The organism is Alteromonas aquimaris (assembly GCF_026183695.1).
In the GTDB taxonomy this organism is placed as follows: Bacteria; Pseudomonadota; Gammaproteobacteria; order Enterobacterales; family Alteromonadaceae; genus Alteromonas; species Alteromonas aquimaris.
On the sequence record NZ_JAPFRD010000005.1, the window covers coordinates 497325 to 515743 of the forward strand.

Consider the following 18419-nt stretch of genomic DNA (forward strand, 5'->3'; position numbering starts at 1 on the left):
TTTTCTACTTACTGCATAGAAATTAGTGGGCAAAGTAACTATCTACCTCACGTTCAGCCTCTTCTTTACTTTTACCGTAATGTTGCTGAATTTTTCCCACCAGTTCAGTGCGTTTGCCATCGATTCGATCTAAATCGTCGTTGGTCAATTTACCCCACTGCTGCTGAACTTTACCTTTAAGTTCTTTCCAATTACCTTCAATACGATCATTATTCATAATCTATCTCCTTGTAGATAGCAGTAAAAAAACCATTCTGACAAATGGTATAACAGTAGTGCAAGGCACATACCAAGCGCGCTGAGTTACTCGGCATGCTGTAAGGGTATGAATTTTCAGCATTTTATTTAAAAATTTACTGGCATTACGAAAAGTTAATAGGGGTAGTTAAGTAATTATTTCATAGCATCCTAACGTAATGTAGCACCGTGCTTAGCTATACTCAGCTTGTAAAGCCTGGTCGAGAGACGGATAGTGAAAAGTAAAGCCTTCTGCAAGTAAGCGGGCAGGTAAAACGCATTGACCCGTTAGCAGCAAATCTGCAGTTTCACCCAGCACGATCTTTAATACAAATGCAGGCACGGTAAATAAGTTGGGGCGGTGTAGTGCATGCGCCAGTCGTTGTGAAAACTCAGCATTACTGACAGGATTAGGTGCGGTTAAATTATAGGCTCCTGAACAGTGGTCATTGGTCAATAAAAACAGGATTGCAGCTACTTCATCTTTAAGGTGGATCCACGACATCATTTGCTTGCCATCACCTAACTTGCCGCCCACTCCAAATTTAAAAGGCAGGGCCATTTTGCCCAATGCACCTTCTCCCTTGGCCAGTACTATCCCCGTGCGAATAGTGCACACACGCGTATGTTCACTTGTTGCCTGGTTAGCGATCGCTTCCCATTCTTTACAGACTGTGTGGGTGAACTCTTCATTTACCTGATGCTGGTCTTCCGTTACCGAAGATTGGCCTTGACGGCCATAATATCCCACAGCCGATCCCGAAATTAAAACTTCGGGGGGAGTTGCCGCTGCATTGATTTTATTCACCAATTGTTGAGTGATGTGCCAGCGACTTTTGCAGATTTTCTGTTTTTGTTGTTGAGTCCAGCGTTTATCAGCGATGGGCTCACCTGCAAGATTAATTACTGCATTGAATTTTGAAAAATCGCTAATTTCATCTAATGATTGCACAAAGGATAGATTCTGCTTGAGAATGGCCGATGCACGTTCGGCGTTCCGGGTCAACACGGTAATATCGTGTTTACTGACAAGCGCCTTGATAAGATGCCGACCGATTAATCCTGTACCACCCGTAATTAGGATGTGCATTGCTTTTCCTTACTTATAGCAAGATAACGTGAGGGACACTGAATCAGAAAATCGCAATGCATGCGGTTTATCAATTTCAACTTCTGCAAACGTGACCCAATCATGTGACGCTGCAATTTCTAAAACATCGGCAGTGAGTTTCTCCAATAACGCAAAACGATTATCCTCAACCAGCTTGATAATTGCCTTCGTCACCGTTTTATAGTTTAGCGCATCCTGCATATTATCACTGTCAGTTGCACGCTTTGCGTCATAAATGATTTTTGCATTCACCACCACATCCTGTTTGTTGGCAATTTCGTCTTCGTTGATACCAATATAGGTTCGCAGACGTAGGTTTTTTATTTTTATTGAAGCCTCATTCAACGTCATTGTTTTCTCTTAAAAATTGTAGTTAACCGCAACTCGGGGTAAATTAGGAAACGAATTTTAGGATAGCAAAAAAACATAACAAACAATATGGAACTTCGATCCCCTACAGCTAAAGTGCTAATTGTATTGGCGGCACTGGTCATCGTATTGGCAGGCATAAAAGCGGCTAGTGCTATCATGGTACCCTTTTTCCTCTCAGGTTTTATAGCCATCGCGTGCAGCCCTTTAATCAACTGGGCAACACGGCGCAAAATCCCCAAATGGGTGTCAGTGACGCTGGTGATCCTAATCATTGTTTTTATCGGCTTTCTACTAGCTGGTCTGGTAGGGCAGTCTTTAGCAGACTTTAAACAGAATCTTCCTGCCTATAAATTAAAACTGGGTGATGAATTTTCATGGATCGCAGAGCGGTTAGCGGCGTTTAACATTCATATCGACAGAAACCTGATTGCTTCTTATCTTGACCCGGGTATGGCTATGTCTGTGGCGACAAATTTTATAAGTGGAATGGGCGGCGCTTTATCGAACCTATTGCTGATCCTGCTGACAGTTATCTTTATGCTGTTTGAATCAGACAGTATACCTAAACGTTTACATATTGCCTTAGCCGATCCTGATATGAAAATGAAGCATGTGGATCGTTTTATAAAGTCTGTGAATAGCTACTTGGCTATCAAGACAGTGGTAAGTCTAGCCACAGGATTATTTATTGGTGTATGGCTGTATGTAATGGATATTGACCATTTTTTATTGTGGGCGGTATTAGCGTTTCTGTTGAACTACATCCCCAACATCGGCTCAATTATCGCTGCCATCCCAACTGTAATCATCGCTTTTGTGCAATATGGCCTGGCTTCAGCAGGATTGGTCGCACTGGGGTTTGTGCTGGTGAATACTATAATGGGTAATATGGTGGAACCTAAGCTGCTAGGCAGAGGAATGGGGCTATCAACATTGGTCGTATTTTTATCACTAATTTTCTGGGGCTGGTTGCTAGGAAGTGTAGGGATGTTGCTTTCGGTGCCCTTAACCATGATCGTAAAAATTGCACTCGAATCCAGAGAGGAAAGTCGGTGGCTTGCGGTTCTGCTGTCAAGCGAAGGCGAAAAAACCCGTCCGGTTTATTAGGTCATATTACATCAGCTGCCCCCCGTTCAAGTAGCGATAAGCTGCCGTTTTTAAACGCGTAAGGCAGGTTGGAAACGACTGTGCGTAGTTGCCCCTAACTTAGGTAACATACTATAAGATAAGGACTTCGATGACATATCTCCAGCCTATCCAACCTGAATTTTGGTAGGGTATGCACGCCAGGATAGTCAAGCCTAATTGTGGTGAACAAGCTAAAGACGCGCTGGAGCGATGGGTACGCTTCTGAAGCTGGTGGTGGCCGCAGGAATGGCCACGCGGCGCATAACTATGTTGATGAAGTAACGACATTCACGCGAGTGGTTACCTATATACTGTATCTTTGCTTCATAGGCATGCAGTCCTCCGCTTTCTTTCCACTACTTGCTTATAAGCAAGGTAATGTTAAAACCAAGCCGAGACTAATAGCGAAAGCACGACCTGATAATATAGCAGGCCGATATCGATTTCATTAGACCTTAAAGATACAAATTGCTACCCTTTTTACTTGTCTTTGGATGCTGTAAGCCTAAGAGAGCTTGATGAGCGAAATTAAAGAAGAAACGCAATTGATAGTAGGCGTTGGCGCCTCTGCCGGCGGATTGGATGTGTTAAAGCACTTTTTCAATCATGTACCTACTCATGCGAATATTGCCTTTATCGTCGTACAGCATCTGGCCCCTGATCATGACAGCATGTTGGCGAGCATATTAGCGCGCGAAACATCTTATCAATTTTGTCAGGCTGAAGATGGTCAGAAAATAGAATCCGGACATGCCTATATCATTCCACCTGGTAGGTTCATAGAGGTTTGCGACCACACTATCCGCCTAGTTGAGCAGACTGAGCATCGTGGTGCGAGGATGGCCATAGATCACTTGTTCCGTTCTATGGCTGAGATGTATAAGTCAAAAGCAGTTGGCTTACTTTTTTCTGGTGCGGGCAGTGATGGAACTGCAGGTCTAAGAGCTTTGAAAGCGGCTGGCGGCCTCGCAGTTGTGCAATGTCCCGAAACAGCTGAATATCCCAGCATGCCAAAGTCAGCGATAAACGCTGGTGTGGTAGATGAAATATTACCCGTAGAAAAAATTCCCGATCTGTTAATCAAATTCGGTACGCATCCCTATCACGCAATAAATAGTGAGGACGACTCTTCGTCCACTGATTTAAATAAAATCCGTGCTTTACTAAAAGCTCAGGAAAATTTCGACCTCGCACAATACAAAGATAGTACGGTTAAGCGCCGCATTTTCCGCAGGATGAGCTTAACAGGAAAAAAGACCGCTAAAGATTACATCGCCTTACTACGAGAAAGCCAAAGTGAACGGGGCGCACTCTTACGCGATTTACTGATAAATGTAACCGATTTCTTTCGTGATCGTGAGGCCTTCAAAATACTGGACAGTAAAGTGTTGGCTAATATTGTCGATGAAATTGATGAAGGTGAAGATGTCAGGGTTTGGGTAGCGGGTTGTGCAAGCGGAGAAGAAGCTTATACGTTAGCAATTTTGTTAACAGAGCAAATTGAAAAATCCGGAAAAGATGTTGGTTTACGGATTTTTGCCACTGACATCGATATGGATGCCATACAAACAGCGCGCAAAGGGAGTTACCCAAGCAGCATAATTGCAGAACTGCCAAAACCTTTTATCGATAAATACTTTGAAGTCGCCAGTGATGGCTATGCGACTATTCGAAATAGTATTCGCGATACCATTTCTTTTGCGCAACAGAACGTTTATACCGATCCTCCGTTTTCGAATCTCCATTTGGTGAGTTGTCGTAACTTACTAATCTATTTACAAAAAAGTGCTCAACAAAAAGTGTTGAAATCTTTCTTTTATTCGCTAATTCCCGAGGGATATTTATTTCTCGGTAGTTCGGAAAGTGTGGGTGAGAAAAAAGAGCTATTTACGACACTATCTTCGAAATGGCGAATTTACTGTAGAAAAGAGCGAAACGAAGTGAAAAATTATCCATCCATTCTGCCTACTTTTTTCAACGATAAAAATGATAAAAGCAGGTTGCGTAGTAAAGAACCACATAAGCAGAATGCAGATGAAGAACGGGCTCTGCGAACATTACTGTTAGCCGTCAAACCCTCTATCATTGTTGATGAAGAGAACCGTGTTTCTTATTTTCATGGCAACGTAAATAAATTTTTAGCGTTACCGGACGGTCACGCCGGCTTAGATCTTTATAGCATGATTGACCCCGGTCTACGCACCAGAATGCGAAGTGGTATTTATAAAGCCAGAAAAACGGGGGAGCGGGTGAGCATCGGTCTTCCGCGGCCGGCTACAGAGTCGGAATCCAGCTTCAATTATCGTTGTATTATTACACCCACCTCTAGTGATAGAAGAGGTGAAGGTAACGTCATCGTTACCTTTGAAGAGATACCTTTGTCCAATGCGGAGCATGATCTATTAAGCCAGCAGATAGATCATCATGATCATGACAGCATGATTGAAGCGATGGAGAAGGAGCTCAGAGAGACCAAAGAAGAGTTACAAAATACTGTCGAAGAACTGGAAACCAGTACTGAAGAGTTAAAAGCTGCCCATGAAGAAGCGCTTTCGACAAATGAAGAGCTCCAATCTTCTAACGAAGAACTCGAAGCAAGTACTGAAGAACTACGCTCTTTAAACGAAGAGTTAACCACTGTTAACGCGCAACTAAAAGATAAAATCGATGAGTTGTCGACAACTCATGATGACATCAAGAATTTTTTTGCAAGCACTAACCTGGCGACTATCTTTCTCTCCAGCGATATGAGAATAAAGCGATTTACACCTGCTGCAGAAAGATTATTAAGGATTGGTTCACAAGATATTGATCAACCCATCAACGAATTGTGTCGAGACTTGATTGATGAAGACACTCTTGAAGAAGCCAAGCGCGTGTTAGATAGCTTAGAATCCAGCGAAAAGCAAATTCATACTGATAGTCGCTGGTATGTGAGAAAAATTCTCCCTTATCAAACAGAATCCAGAAAAGTTGATGGGGTAGTGATCACCTTCATTGATGTGACCAAATTAAAAGTCACAGCTAACCGACTCAAATCCAGTAGTGAGCAACATGCGGTAATTGCCAAATTGGGCATGAAAGCATTGAGCAATGAAGATACCGCAAATCTTATGGATCAATTGGTGCGCGAAGTAACCCATACCTTAAAAGCCGATTTCTGCAAGGTATTAGAATACCAGCCAGAACAGGAACAGCTGCTTGTCAAAGCCGGGATCGGTTGGAATAGCGGTATTGTTGGGCATGCTACGGTCCCGTCAGATAATGGGTCCCAGGCAGGGTTTACACTGCATACCCCAGAGCCGGTGGTCGTCACTGATTTGGCAACAGAACAACGGTTTAATGGTCCCGATTTGCTTATCGACCATAAAGTGGTCAGTGGCATCAGCTGTATCATCGAAAATGGTGATAAACCTTACGGTGTGTTAGGAGTACATACCAAAGACAAAAGAGTATTTAATCAGGAAGATGTCCATTTTCTGGTGTCAGCCGCCAATATTCTGTCTGTGGCACTTCATCGTAAAGGAATGGAGCAACAACTTAAGAGTAACGAAAATCGTTTAAGAATTGCCAAAGACTCCAGCCACATGGGGGCGTTTGAATGGGATATTGATTCCGGCAAAACCTATTGGGATAAGTTGTTATATGAAATCTGGGGGATCCGCGGAAGCTCTGTGTCTCAGGATGATTTTATAAAAGGAGTTCATGAAGAAGATCGCGATTCGGTAACGATAGAAATCCAGGCCGCTATGGATCCAAAACGAGACGGTCACTACCATGCCGTCTACAGAGTGGTTAATTCGATTACCCAAAAAGTGACCTGGGTTGAAGCAAACGGTCAGGTGTTATTTAGTAACGGACAGCCACATAAAATGATTGGTATGGTGGTGGATATTACCCGACAGAGAAAATTAGAAGCCTCTCTAAAAAATGCGATCAAAGAACTTCAAGAGGCAGATGAAAAGAAAAATGATTTTCTGGCTACGCTGGGACATGAAATCCGTAATCCGTTAGCGTCGATTAGTGGTGCCGTGCAAATTATTGAGCACGATAAAACCAAACTGGATTGGGCCCTAAATTCGATGCGAAGTAATGTGAACCTGGTCTCTTCTTTACTGGATGAACTGTTGGATCTAACTCGAATATCAAGAGGTGAAGTGAGACTGGACAGGGCACTGGTTAATGTTAATCAATTGCTCAAAGAAGTCGTGGAAAATTTCTCTACGTCAATTCATCAGAATAAGCAATCCATCCACTTATCGTTGCCACCAGAAGAAATCAGGACAACATTAGATCGCACACGTATCCAACAGGTTATCAATAACATTATTAATAACGCCTCCAAGTTTACCCCAGATAACGGCTCCATCGAGATAGAGTTGGCTAGAGCGCATAATCAGGTGATAATCAATGTGAAAGATTCAGGTATCGGCCTGGATATGCAATATAAAGATAAGGTCTTTGAACCTTTTCAACAAATCAAAGCTGACGGGGAAAGAAAAAATACCGGTTTAGGAATTGGTTTGTCATTGGTTAAGCAAATAGCTGATTTACACGGTGGCTCCGTGTCGATACACAGTGAAGGCCGTCATAAAGGTACGTTAGTTTCACTGACCTTACCTTTATTAACTGAAGATTTAGATAACAAAACGGTCTCATTTCCGCAGGGGGGAAATAACAAAAATTCCTCCTTAAGAAATATGCAAAAGCTACGTGTCATGTTAGTCGATGATAACGAAACGGTGGCCGATGGGCTTGGAATGATTTTGGATCTCAAAGGGTGCGATGTAAGAGTTTATAACACCGCCAGTGAGGCTATCCAAAATTATTTGACCTTCAAACCCAATGTGGCATTGCTGGATATCGGTTTACCCGATATGAGCGGCATTGAGCTGATTGAAATTCTCAAACCCAATCTACCTGAACAAACGCTCTTTCTGGCCGTCACTGGTTATGGTCACCTCGAAGCAAAAAGAAGTACGCAAGCCGCTGGTTTCGATGGACACTTTAATAAACCGGTGAGTGTGGAAACGATTTTAAATGAATTGGAAAAATTTGCCGAGGCACTCTGATGATGGCTGATACTACCTGTAGACAATCATTTTATGGATAGATTAACGCATCATTAACACGCTCACCAACTCGGGTTTGTTTTTGGTGGGTAATATCAGCCCTGCAGCCCCATTAATCATGGAAGACGTTAACTCAAGCTGCTGCTTGAAATTAATCAGACAGCTTGGAGCATTTGTGCTCACTCCTACGATTTATAATTTGCGCGGGTTTTGGGTATGCCCATACGGGGTGAACCAACGGTTCTGCAACCAAGTTAAGTGGTGGGCGAAATGTTAATGATGACAATGTGTAAAGCAATAAAATAATTAGAAATTTGGCACGGTAGGAAATTGCATTGTGATCTTGGCTCCTGCGAATCGTGACTTATCTATCAGCAGTCTGCCCTGGTAAATAGTAACCAGATCCGCCACCACGGCCATCCCTATCCCTTGACCCTCGGCATAGGTGTCTAGTCGTTTTCCCCGTTGTAACAATTTCTCACGTAAATGCTCTGGGATTCCCGGTCCATCATCTTCCACACAAATATCGATCCAGTTTTCACTCTGTTGCAAGGATACAAGGATATTTTTCGTTGCTGCTTTGGCTGCGTTGTCTAACACATTACCCACCATTTCCATCAGATCCGTTTTATCACCGTGAAACTGAATGTCCTCTCCAGAAATAGATACAGAGAGCGACTTTTCGCTATGGATTTTTTTAATTGCTTGGGTGACTTTTTCTACAATAGGATAAATATCGACGCCTGCCTGCCAGCCTGATTTAGCAATCGTCGCGCGTTTTAACTGGCGTCGAATCAAATGGTCAATTTGCTTTAAAGACTCCCTAGCTTCATCGGGTAGATCGGCTGTACCTAATGCAACCGCCAGCGGCGTTTTGAGACTGTGGGCCAAATCGTCAAGACTGTTTTTATAACGCTTGCGCTGATCTTCTTCAATTTGCATAAGTTGGTTGATACTGGATTGTAGGCCAGAAAATTCAACTGGATAGTGGTGAGTAAGTCGGGCTTGCTTTCCTCTCGCCATCATACTGATCTCGTGAATTAACTCTCTCACCGGAGAGAGCAATAACGCCATACCAATTAACATTAACACCAATAAAGCAAAAGCAAGCAATGATAACCATTGCCATACCGTTTTTAAAAATGCATCACGTTCCAGATTGAAGTCGGTTTTATCATTAAATATATAAAAATGTACCGGCTCAAAATCGTTTTCACCCGCAAACTCAGCAGTGAATGCATAGGCAAAGTGACTACGTTTTTTATCAAAACGAGCCGTATAATCTTCTAAGAAAAGTTCCTCCCCAACATTAGGTGAGGGGGGCGGGTGAGTAATATCATAATGCAATGCTGAAGCCGATTGCCAGACGGTCTTATTGCGAAATTGGATTAGCCCCACATACCCCGAATCAGGCAGGTTTAATTGCTCTTCATATAAAAGCTCTGGCATATAGGGAATATTGCCATCGAGCTCGAAAGCGGAAATTAACGCCAGGCTCATCAATTTAAGCTCATTTTGTTTAGCCTGGGTTAAGCTTGCCGTATACGCTCTCTCAAGTGTTAAGACGGTAAGCGGAATAAACAGCGTTAACGCAATTACAGCAAGAATAATTGCACGAAGCTGAAGGGATAAACCCTTCATAGATTACGATTAATCCTGTAACCCCGTCCTCGCAATGTTTCGATGGGCTTAATGGTATTTTCAGGATCGAGCTTTTTTCTAAGTCGCCCAACGAACACCTCTATCACGTTGCTGTCTAAATCGAAATCTTGATCATAAATATGTTCGGTCAATTCAGTTTTAGAAATGACTTTTTGCGGGTTCATCATTAAGTACTGCATTACTTTATATTCATAGGCAGTTAACTCCAACGAAATACCATTAACCCGAATTTCTTCGCTTACTGTATCCAGTTCGATTGGCCCTGCCTGTATCACCGGGTTAGCCTGTCCTGACGCTCGGCGAATCAGGGCTTTAACACGAGCGAGCAACTCTTCGTCGTGAAAGGGTTTGGTTAAATAGTCATCTGCGCCTGAGTCCAAACCTTCTACTTTTTCCTGCCATCTGTCGCGGGCGGTCAGAATGAGGATAGGACAGCGCACATTGTTTTGTCTGGCGCGTTGAATAACTTCAAGCCCGTCCATTTTGGGCAGACCAATATCGACGACAGCCAAATCATAAGGATATTCGTTTAAATGAAAAAGTGCACGTTCGCCATCATCGGCTAAATCAACGCTATAGCCGTTGGTTTGCATGAGTCGATCAAGTTGCGTAAGTAATCTGCTATCGTCTTCCGCTATCAAAATACGCATTAACGTTTTCTATCCTTTTCCTGTGGAGGGCTGACTTCACCAGAGCGCTTGTCAACGTCAACCGATACCACACGGCCAGACCTCTTCAATACTTTAACGCGGTAATTATCTTTATTTTTATCTACGCGTAACACCCTGCCATTAACCTGTTGTGTAGCGCGCTCGGCAGCCTGGGCTTTATCTAACTGGCGTTCGTTGTAATTGTCTTGTTGCAGCGCATAGCTGGAAATACTCGTCAAGCACGTCACGATTGTGATTACCATTGTACGCCGAATGAACGCTTTCATAACCCCTCTTAATGGAACCTGACATCGTTCTTCCTGACGACCGAATTCCAGTTTGTTTGCAAACGAGCCTCATTTGCTAATCCTAGCATAGAAAATTTTGATGAACATATGCTGAATTTACCGAAACCGCGAAGGGTTTAATTCTGAGTTTGATTAAAAGCCACAACTGAGCAATCTGTTATGTCGGTTTTCTCGTTTACATTGCTGTAGGTAATATTATTAACACGCTTTTTTCAACAAGGAGTGCAAGTTATGTCTACTGATATTCGAACGAAAATGTGGAAAGCAATGGCTGAAAGCCCGAATGTAATGGTTAGTCTGATGAATTCAAAAGACCACGCCGAACCCATGCATGCCCAACTTGATAAAGATGCAGATCATGAGTTTTGGTTTTATACCAAAAAAGATAACCGTATTGCGCCCGGGGGACCGGCGATGGTCTGTTTTAGCGGACAAAGTCACGATGTGTTTGCCTGTATTAAGGGCCGTTTAGTAGAGGAAACCCGTCAGGAAATCATCGATAAATACTGGTCAAACCATGTGGAAGCCTGGTATGACGAAGGAAAGAATGATCCCGCCCTTAAGATGATGCGCTTTGAACTGGATAACGCTGAAATCTGGAATGCTGATCCCGGTATCAAAGGGGTGTTTAAATTAATGACGGGTAAGCGGATGAAAGAAGACGAGATGGGTGAACATAAGAAAGTGAACCTTTAACCAGCCAGCAAGGGACGCCCCGGTTTGGGGCGTCGATAAGCTGGAAAGTCTACTAAGGTAATACCATTTTAAACGGCTTCACCTCTACTGACTGGTATACCTTCGATTTGAGGTAAGGATCGTCATCTGCCCACGCTTTAGCTTCTTCCAGTGATTCAAATTCTGCCACAATCAGTGAGCCGCTAAAACCATTTGGCCCAGGATCGTTGCTATCAACAGCGGGAAACGGGCCGGCTAATACAAGTCTGCCCTCATCTTTTAACGCTTGCAAACGGGCAAGATGTGCTGGGCGGGATGCCAGTCTTTGTTCAAGACTATCCGCAACATCCGTTGCATTGATCATATAAAGCATATTAGTCCCTTATTGTAGCGGCTTTCATTGACTGGACGAATTCGTCAAGTTCAGCCAGCGTTTGCTGCTTATCGTTTAAGTGTTTTTCAATAATATTGACTGTCGCTGAACCGCTAATCGCACCGTCTGCGCCTGCGTTCAATGCTTGTTTAACTTGTTCAGGCCGTGAGATGCCAAACCCGAGAAGTGATGGAGCACTATGGGCTTGCTGGAGTTTGTCTAACAGTTCTTTTGCGTCAAGGTCGGCGTCAGTTTCTGCGCCGGTAACACCAGCTCGCCCGAGAACATAGGTGTAACCATACGAAGCCTTTGCTATTTTAAGTAGGGCGTCATCTGATGCATTGGGGGGGGCAATTAAAATCTGTGCGATGCCGGCATTGCTGGCAGCGTGTTTAAATGGATCGATTTCCCTAAGGGGAACATCCGCGATTAAAATTGAATCCACCCCCGCACTTTTTGCCTGTAGATAAAAACTGTCAATGCCTTTAGCTAATACCAGATTGCTATAAAGCAATAGACCCACAGGAATTTCGGGGTACCGTGCACGAATTCTTCCTAAAATCTCAAAGCACCTGGGAGGCGTCGCGCCTGCTTTAAGTGCACGAATCGCCGCCTTTTGAATGGTCGGCCCGTCTGCAATCGGGTCAGAGTAGGGAAAGCCTAATTCCAACGCATCTGCCCCGCTGTCGATTAGCTGACAAATAATTTCAAATGAGCTTTGGGGATCAGGATCGCCTATCATAACAAAAGGGACAAATGCACCCTGGTGACGTTCCTTTAATTGATTGAAGAGTGTTTTATATCTGTCCATTAAACTCATCTCCTAAAATACTGGTGACATGGGCCAGATCCTTATCACCCCTACCAGAAAGGTTTACTACAATAATTGTTTCCTGTTGGGCTTCGTCGGCCATATTTAAGGCATGCGCCAGTGCGTGAGAGGACTCAAGTGCAGGAATAATGCCTTCTTTTCGAGCCAGTAATTGAAACGCATGTAATGCCTCTTCGTCGGTAACGGCCACATATTCAGCACGACCAGTTTGCGCAAGATGCGCATGCTGGGGGCCCACTGCTGGATAATCTAAACCTGCAGAAACCGAATAGCTTTCTTCAATCTGACCTTCTTTATCCTGCATTATGAAGGTATGAGAACCATGTAGAATGCCTTTACTGCCTTTACAGATGGTGGCGCCATGCAAATGGGTGTGTAACCCTTTACCAGCCGGCTCAACCCCTATCAGCTTGACTTCAGGCTGGTCAATAAAATCGGCAAACATACCGATGGCGTTTGATCCTCCTCCCACACAAGCTACCAATGAATCCGGTAAACGTCCTTCTTTCTGCATCACTTGTTCGCGGACTTCTTCGCCTATCATTCGATGGAATTCACGTACGATGGTGGGGAAGGGGTGGGGCCCTGCTGCTGTGCCTAGCAAGTAATGGGCTTTATCATAGTTGGCAGACCAGTCACGCATTGCTTCGTTAACTGCATCTTTTAACGTGCCAGAGCCTGCACTTACTGGAATGACTTCTGCTCCCATTAATCGCATCCGAAATACATTTGGAGCCTGGCGTTCCACATCCTTCGCTCCCATATAAATACGGGCTTTCAAACCGAGTAACGCGCAAGCTAAAGCGGTAGCAGTGCCATGTTGACCAGCACCTGTTTCTGCGATCACTTCGGTTTTACCCATGCGCTTAGTCAACAGGGCTTGGCCTAATACCTGGTTAGTTTTGTGGGCGCCACCGTGTAATAAGTCCTCTCGTTTCAGGTAAAGTTTCACCAGCGGATTACTCACCAGGTTTCTCGTTAACGTGAGTGGCGTGGGACGGCCAGCGTAATCGTTGAGTAAGGCAGTAAATTCTTGTTGAAATGAGGCGTCTTCGCAAGCATCAATAAAGGCTTGCTCCAACTGGTCAAGCGCAGGAATTAATAACTCCGGTACATACATGCCACCAAATTCGCCGAATCTTGAGTTAAGTTTGTTCATTTTTAATCCTGTAATGGCTAATAATCGCGTGCGCTGGCGAACAGCGCCTTGACTTTATCGGCTGACTTTTGGCCGGGCTGGCTCTCTACTCCTGAATTCACATCCACAATTGCTACACCCGTTGCTGCCGCCGCTTTAAAATTATCGGGCGTAATCCCCCCGGCCAAAATAATCTTGTGTTTATCTTTAATATTCTCAATAAGTTGCCAGTTGAACTGCCTGCCAGTACCGCCAAATGATTCGTTTACTTGGCAGTCGAGTAAGAGCTTATCTGCAGACTTACATTGATTAACTGAGTCAAATTGTTCGGGCAGCGTATCGATAACCCCCATGGCTTGCCATATTTCACATCCTGCTGGTAACAAGTGCTTTAGTTTCTGTCTGAATTCGGCGGTGGTTGGAAAATGTAACTGCACAGCGTGTAAAGATATCGTGTGCGCGATATGAGCTATTTCAGCTTCAGAATGGTGTGTGAACACGCCCACATATCGTCCCTGCACAGTAGCGGTGATTCGTTGTGCATCGTCAAACGAAATGCAACGGGGAGATTGCTGAGCAAAGATCAATCCTACATAGGCCGCCCCATTCGAAAACGCGGTGCGGGCATCTTCCGTAGAGGTTATCCCACACACCTTTATAGCCCCTAATACCAATTGACGCACGGCTTGTAGAAGATCATGTTGTGCCATGAGAGAACTGCCAACCAGAAATCCATTGCAAAAAGGAGCCAGCGAGAGCACGTCCTGGTGGGTATAGATGCCCGATTCAGATACCACTACAAACTGATGATGTGCGCTTGTCAGCATAGGTACCAGGCGTTTAGTGGTATTCAAATCGGTAGATAAGTCCCGCAAATTACGGTTATTAATGCCAATAATTTTCGCTTTTAGATTAATGGCACGCTGCATTTCCTCTTCGTTACTTACTTCAGTCAATATATCAAGATTAAGCGAATCAGCCACAGTAGCTAAATACGAATATTCTTCGTCATTGAGAACGCTTAACATCAGTAAGATCGCATCGGCATTATGATAACGCGCCAGGTATACCTGAATTTCATCAATGAAAAAGTCTTTATTAATGACAGGAACCGCGACTTGGCTGGTTATGTAACGCAAGTACTCGTAATTACCCTGAAAATATTGTTCATCTGTAAGCACTGAAATAGCATCAGCGTAGGGTAAATATGCATCAATAATTTCATCAAGATCGAAGGGTTCGCGGATTAATCCTTTAGATGGAGAAGCTTTTTTGCATTCCAGAATAAAGCGGGTGGGAGGTGTGCAAAGTGCATCAAACAAACTCTTAGTTGAAGGCGAGACGCTTGCCTTCAACTGCACGACATCTAATTCAAGCTTTAAGGATGTAAGCGTCTTACGTTTATTTGTAACAATTTCCTCTAAAATATTAGGCATTCTGTACCTCTTGATGCGACATTGCGGCGACGTTTTCTAGCGTCGTTAGTGCCTTGCCCGCTTGCAGAGTCGACATGGCTAATTCTGTCCCTTCCTTAAATGAAGTGACTTTGTCAGTTAACTTTAGTAGGGCAGCGCAATTCATCGCAATAGCAGCGCGATGTGCTTCTTGACCTTCGCCAGCTAACGCTGCGCGGATCATCCTATAATTATCGGCAGGGTCGCCACCTTCGATGGCACTTATGGGATACTGGGATAAACCAAAATCAGCAGGAGTTACCTGAAGACGGCGGATGTCACCATGTTCCAGATCGAAAATAATAGATTCACCATGTAGTGCCAGCTCATCCAAACCGTTGCCATGAATAATCATTGCTCGATGCTGACCGAGTAACATGAGTGTTTGCGCATATTTTTCCAATAGGTCGGGGCTGTATACGCCGAAAAGTCCGTGACTTGGCCCGGCGGGGTTGGCTAGAGGGCCAAGAATATTAAAGATTGTGCGGGTTTTAAGCTGTGCTCGAACGGAAGCGGCATGACGCATTCCTGCGTGGTAAACAGGCGCATACAGAAAACAAAAATTTGCCTCGTCCAAACATTTTCTCGCCAGTGATGGGGGCATTTCTAACTCGATACCGCATTCCCGAAACAGATCCGCGGAACCCGATCGGCTAGAAACGCTACGATTGCCATGTTTGGCTACTTTTACGCCACAGGCTGCTGCTAATACCGCAGCAGCACTGGAGATATTGATTGTGTTATGGCCATCCCCTCCTGTTCCAACGACATCGGCGAACGGATAATCAGGAGTGGGAAAGGGGGTTGCATTCGAAATCATTGCATTCACTGCGCCCGCAATTTCATCAGCAGATTCAGTCTTGATCTTCAGCGCGGTTAATACAGCAGCAAGTAATGTGTCAGGCTGTTCCCCATGCATGATGCTGTTAAACAGCGAAAATGATTGCGCTTGGGTTAAACTTTCCTGGGCAAACAATTTGTCCAGGATGGGAGAAGCATCAAGCATGGTTAAACTCCTTTGAAGTTAGAAAGAGGATACTTTGCGTAAGCAACTTACTGCCCGTAGCCGTCAGGATCGATTCGGGATGAAACTGAAACCCCAACATATTATCTTCTTCAGCCAGCACAGCCATGGGATTATCCTCGTAGTGAGCAATACATTGCAGGGTGGGTGGTAACGTGGTGGCGACAAGCGAATGATAGCGTGCCACCACTAGCGGTTGCGGAAGATTTTTAAACGCTCCCGTACCATCATGCTCGATAGCTGAAGCTTTGCCGTGCATCACGTGCTTGGCACGTCCTACTACTCCGCCATAATGCTCTACAATGGCTTGATGACCAAGACATATCCCGAGTACAGGGAATCGTCCCGCGACTTTGGTTAACAACTGCGGAACACACCCGGCCTGATGAGGCGCGCCAGGTCCTGGTGAAAGCATTAGTAACACTGGCTTTTGCACTGCCTTTTCCTGCATCTTCGCGTGTATATGCTCGGCATCAACGGTGTTTCGATAGATAATTAACTCAAAGTCCAATGCGCGTAATTCGTCTACCAGGTTGTATGTAAATGAATCCACATTGTCGATAAGGAAAATACAAACGTTGTGGTCCATCAGGCCGCTCCCTCTGCATGGTTAGTGGCTTGAACCGCACTGATGACTGCCTGCGCCTTGCTACGTGTTTCATCAGCTTCTGCCTGAGGATCCGAATCATACACGACCCCTGCTCCTGCTTGTATATAGGCGATCTGGTTACGCACAAAAGCAGAACGAATTACAATGCAGGTATCCATATCACCCTGTCCATTGATATAGCCGACCGCACCGCCGTAGCTGCCGCGTCTTTTTCGCTCAACGTTACGGATCAGCGCTGCCGCGCTTATTTTGGGAGCGCCCACTAACGTGCCCATGTTCATACAAGCCTGGTACGCATGTAACGCATCAAGGTCGTTCCTCAATTGGCCGACTACCCGTGAGACCAGATGCATAACGTGGGAATAGCGATCCACCTTTAACAAATCTTTGACGAAACGACTACCCGGTTCACTCACCTTAGCGACATCGTTGCGCGCCAAATCCACCAGCATAATATGCTCTGCCTTTTCTTTGTCATCGTTGCGCAAATCAAGTTCAATTCGACTGTCCAAATCAGCATTGATGCTGCCGTCAGGCCTCTTTCCACGCGGTCGGGTACCAGCAATTGGGTATATTTCCACCTGATTAGTGTGCTTCTCATACTTTAGCGCCGATTCGGGTGATGCACCAAAAATAACAAAGTCGCTGTCCTGTAAATAAAACATATAGGGGCTGGGGTTGGATAGTTTTAATTGGGCGTAAGATTGACGAGGCGAAGGGCAGGGAAGTGAAAAAGTTCGCGAAGGGACCACCTGAAAAATGTCCCCAGCCAGTATGTGCTCTTTAAGATTTAACACATCTCGCTTGAAGGTGACGTCTGACTTATCAACGTTAACCTCTGGTGATACATGAGCCCCACAAGCCACTTGGGTCTCTGAAAGGGTTAACTGGTGAAGTTGTTGATCTATATTTTCAAGTTTCTGCGAAATTGAAAAATAGCTTTGCGCTACATTCCTGCCGCTGAATACACTACCCAGAAGTTCTGTTTCCTGCGTCTTATGATTGGTGATAAGTAAGGTTTCTGCCAGGTAAAATACGTAGTCCGGACAGGTGTTTTCACTGGCTTCCACCGTGGGCAGCTTTTCACATGTAGCCAACAGGTCGTAAGCAAATGCACCTCCTAAAAACACCGCATGAGGATGAGTGCGCAATGCGGTTAATGAGTGTAAGAGCGTTCTTAAGCCATCAAAAACACTCACTGCCTTTAAGCGGCTGTCCTCGTCGCAATCTGTTGGCGCTTCCGGCATCGTGAGTCTTACCGATAGTTCATTTTCTTCAACAGATACGCCCTCTGGACAATGTTGCTTGAATAAGGGTAAGACGCTTAATCCATTCTCACTTAGCGCCTCACAGGTGATGATATGGCCATTACATTCGAGTCTTAAGGCTGCATCTACGAGCAGCAGACTTTGTAATTCATCCTTACTTTCAATTTCAGCCGATTCAAGCAATAACGAAGGCTTGTTATCGTCACAGAGCATTTCAAACGCTTGCAGAGGGTCGTTTATATACGGGCAAGGTCGCATGATGGTTTCTACCATCCCGGGTTGATCGCCTAACTCGGCTAAACTCATTTACTGTTACTCCTGAATCATGAAACAAAAAAAGGCCCGTTAAAAACGGGCCTTTTTCTAAAAAACACACACCAATGCATGCTCCGCCCGCTATGAGAGGGAGTGCCACCACCAGTTAGTTAAAGTCATTGAAGAGACCGGGGTCGATTGCATGGTTATTAAATACCTAATTCTAAAAAATGAATAAACGGGGTTAGGA

Annotated in this window: 16 protein-coding genes; 3 read left to right on the top strand and 13 right to left on the bottom strand. The window is 44.6% G+C overall.

Annotation, left to right across the window (positions count from 1 at the left end; all coding sequences use genetic code 11):
* Positions 1–22 precede the first annotated feature (22 nt).
* From OPS25_RS05270 to folX, 3 genes are all read right to left on the bottom strand, one after another.
* The gene (locus tag OPS25_RS05270; protein WP_265616588.1) at positions 23–217 is read right to left on the bottom strand and encodes a CsbD family protein; all 195 of its coding nucleotides are present in this window, start codon (positions 215–217) and stop codon (positions 23–25) included.
* Between the two features lie 213 nt (positions 218–430).
* Complete coding sequence (locus OPS25_RS05275) at positions 431–1327, bottom strand: TIGR01777 family oxidoreductase (protein ID WP_265616589.1); 897 nt, start codon at positions 1325–1327, stop codon at positions 431–433.
* A gap of 9 nt (positions 1328–1336) precedes the next feature.
* Positions 1337–1699, bottom strand: coding sequence for a dihydroneopterin triphosphate 2'-epimerase (folX, locus tag OPS25_RS05280; RefSeq protein ID WP_265616590.1), 363 nt, complete (start codon positions 1697–1699; stop codon positions 1337–1339).
* An 87-nt stretch (positions 1700–1786) separates the two neighbouring features.
* Here folX and OPS25_RS05285 point away from each other — a divergent pair, with 87 nt between their 5' ends.
* A complete protein-coding gene (locus OPS25_RS05285) occupies positions 1787–2827 on the top strand; it encodes an AI-2E family transporter (RefSeq protein ID WP_265616591.1) in 1041 nt (346 codons plus the stop codon).
* A 539-nt stretch (positions 2828–3366) separates the two neighbouring features.
* The gene (locus OPS25_RS05290) at positions 3367–7920 is read left to right on the top strand and encodes a chemotaxis protein CheB (RefSeq protein ID WP_265616592.1); all 4554 of its coding nucleotides are present in this window, start codon (positions 3367–3369) and stop codon (positions 7918–7920) included.
* A 306-nt stretch (positions 7921–8226) separates the two neighbouring features.
* Here OPS25_RS05290 and OPS25_RS05295 read toward each other — a convergent pair whose 3' ends face one another.
* From OPS25_RS05295 to OPS25_RS05305, 3 genes are read right to left on the bottom strand one after another with little or no spacing between them, the layout of a single operon-like run.
* On the bottom strand, positions 8227–9561 hold the full coding sequence (locus tag OPS25_RS05295; protein WP_265616593.1) for an ATP-binding protein: 1335 nt from the start codon (positions 9559–9561) through the stop codon (positions 8227–8229).
* Positions 9558–10232 carry a response regulator transcription factor gene (locus OPS25_RS05300; RefSeq protein WP_265616594.1) on the bottom strand — a complete coding sequence of 225 codons (675 nt, stop codon included), beginning with the start codon at positions 10230–10232 and terminating at the stop codon, positions 9558–9560. Before OPS25_RS05300 ends, OPS25_RS05295 begins: the two co-directional genes overlap by 4 nt.
* The gene (locus OPS25_RS05305; RefSeq protein WP_265616595.1) at positions 10232–10519 is read right to left on the bottom strand and encodes a PepSY domain-containing protein; all 288 of its coding nucleotides are present in this window, start codon (positions 10517–10519) and stop codon (positions 10232–10234) included. The genes OPS25_RS05300 and OPS25_RS05305 overlap by 1 nt, the downstream gene beginning before the upstream one ends.
* A 252-nt stretch (positions 10520–10771) precedes the next feature.
* On the opposite strand from OPS25_RS05305, the gene OPS25_RS05310 reads away from it, so the two are divergent.
* Positions 10772–11236 carry a pyridoxamine 5'-phosphate oxidase family protein gene (locus tag OPS25_RS05310; protein WP_265616596.1) on the top strand — a complete coding sequence of 155 codons (465 nt, stop codon included), beginning with the start codon at positions 10772–10774 and terminating at the stop codon, positions 11234–11236.
* Positions 11237–11288: 52 nt separating this feature from the next.
* On the opposite strand, the gene OPS25_RS05315 is transcribed toward OPS25_RS05310, so the two are convergent.
* From OPS25_RS05315 to OPS25_RS05345, 7 genes are read right to left on the bottom strand one after another with little or no spacing between them, the layout of a single operon-like run.
* Positions 11289–11588 carry a YciI family protein gene (locus OPS25_RS05315; RefSeq protein WP_265616597.1) on the bottom strand — a complete coding sequence of 100 codons (300 nt, stop codon included), beginning with the start codon at positions 11586–11588 and terminating at the stop codon, positions 11289–11291.
* Between the two features lies 1 nt (position 11589).
* Complete coding sequence (gene trpA, locus OPS25_RS05320; RefSeq protein WP_265616598.1) at positions 11590–12399, bottom strand: tryptophan synthase subunit alpha; 810 nt, start codon at positions 12397–12399, stop codon at positions 11590–11592.
* On the bottom strand, positions 12386–13579 hold the full coding sequence (gene trpB / locus OPS25_RS05325) for a tryptophan synthase subunit beta (protein WP_265616599.1): 1194 nt from the start codon (positions 13577–13579) through the stop codon (positions 12386–12388). The genes trpA and trpB overlap by 14 nt, the downstream gene beginning before the upstream one ends.
* Before the next feature lie 17 nt (positions 13580–13596).
* Positions 13597–14994, bottom strand: a complete 1398-nt coding sequence (gene trpCF / locus OPS25_RS05330) for a bifunctional indole-3-glycerol-phosphate synthase TrpC/phosphoribosylanthranilate isomerase TrpF (RefSeq protein WP_265616600.1) — start codon at positions 14992–14994, stop codon at positions 13597–13599.
* Positions 14987–16018, bottom strand: coding sequence for an anthranilate phosphoribosyltransferase (gene trpD, locus OPS25_RS05335; protein WP_265616601.1), 1032 nt, complete (start codon positions 16016–16018; stop codon positions 14987–14989). Before trpD ends, trpCF begins: the two co-directional genes overlap by 8 nt.
* Complete coding sequence (locus OPS25_RS05340; protein WP_265616602.1) at positions 16011–16625, bottom strand: aminodeoxychorismate/anthranilate synthase component II; 615 nt, start codon at positions 16623–16625, stop codon at positions 16011–16013. Before OPS25_RS05340 ends, trpD begins: the two co-directional genes overlap by 8 nt.
* Complete coding sequence (locus OPS25_RS05345; protein ID WP_265616603.1) at positions 16625–18220, bottom strand: anthranilate synthase component 1; 1596 nt, start codon at positions 18218–18220, stop codon at positions 16625–16627. Before OPS25_RS05345 ends, OPS25_RS05340 begins: the two co-directional genes overlap by 1 nt.
* Between the last annotated feature and the right edge of the window lie 199 nt (positions 18221–18419).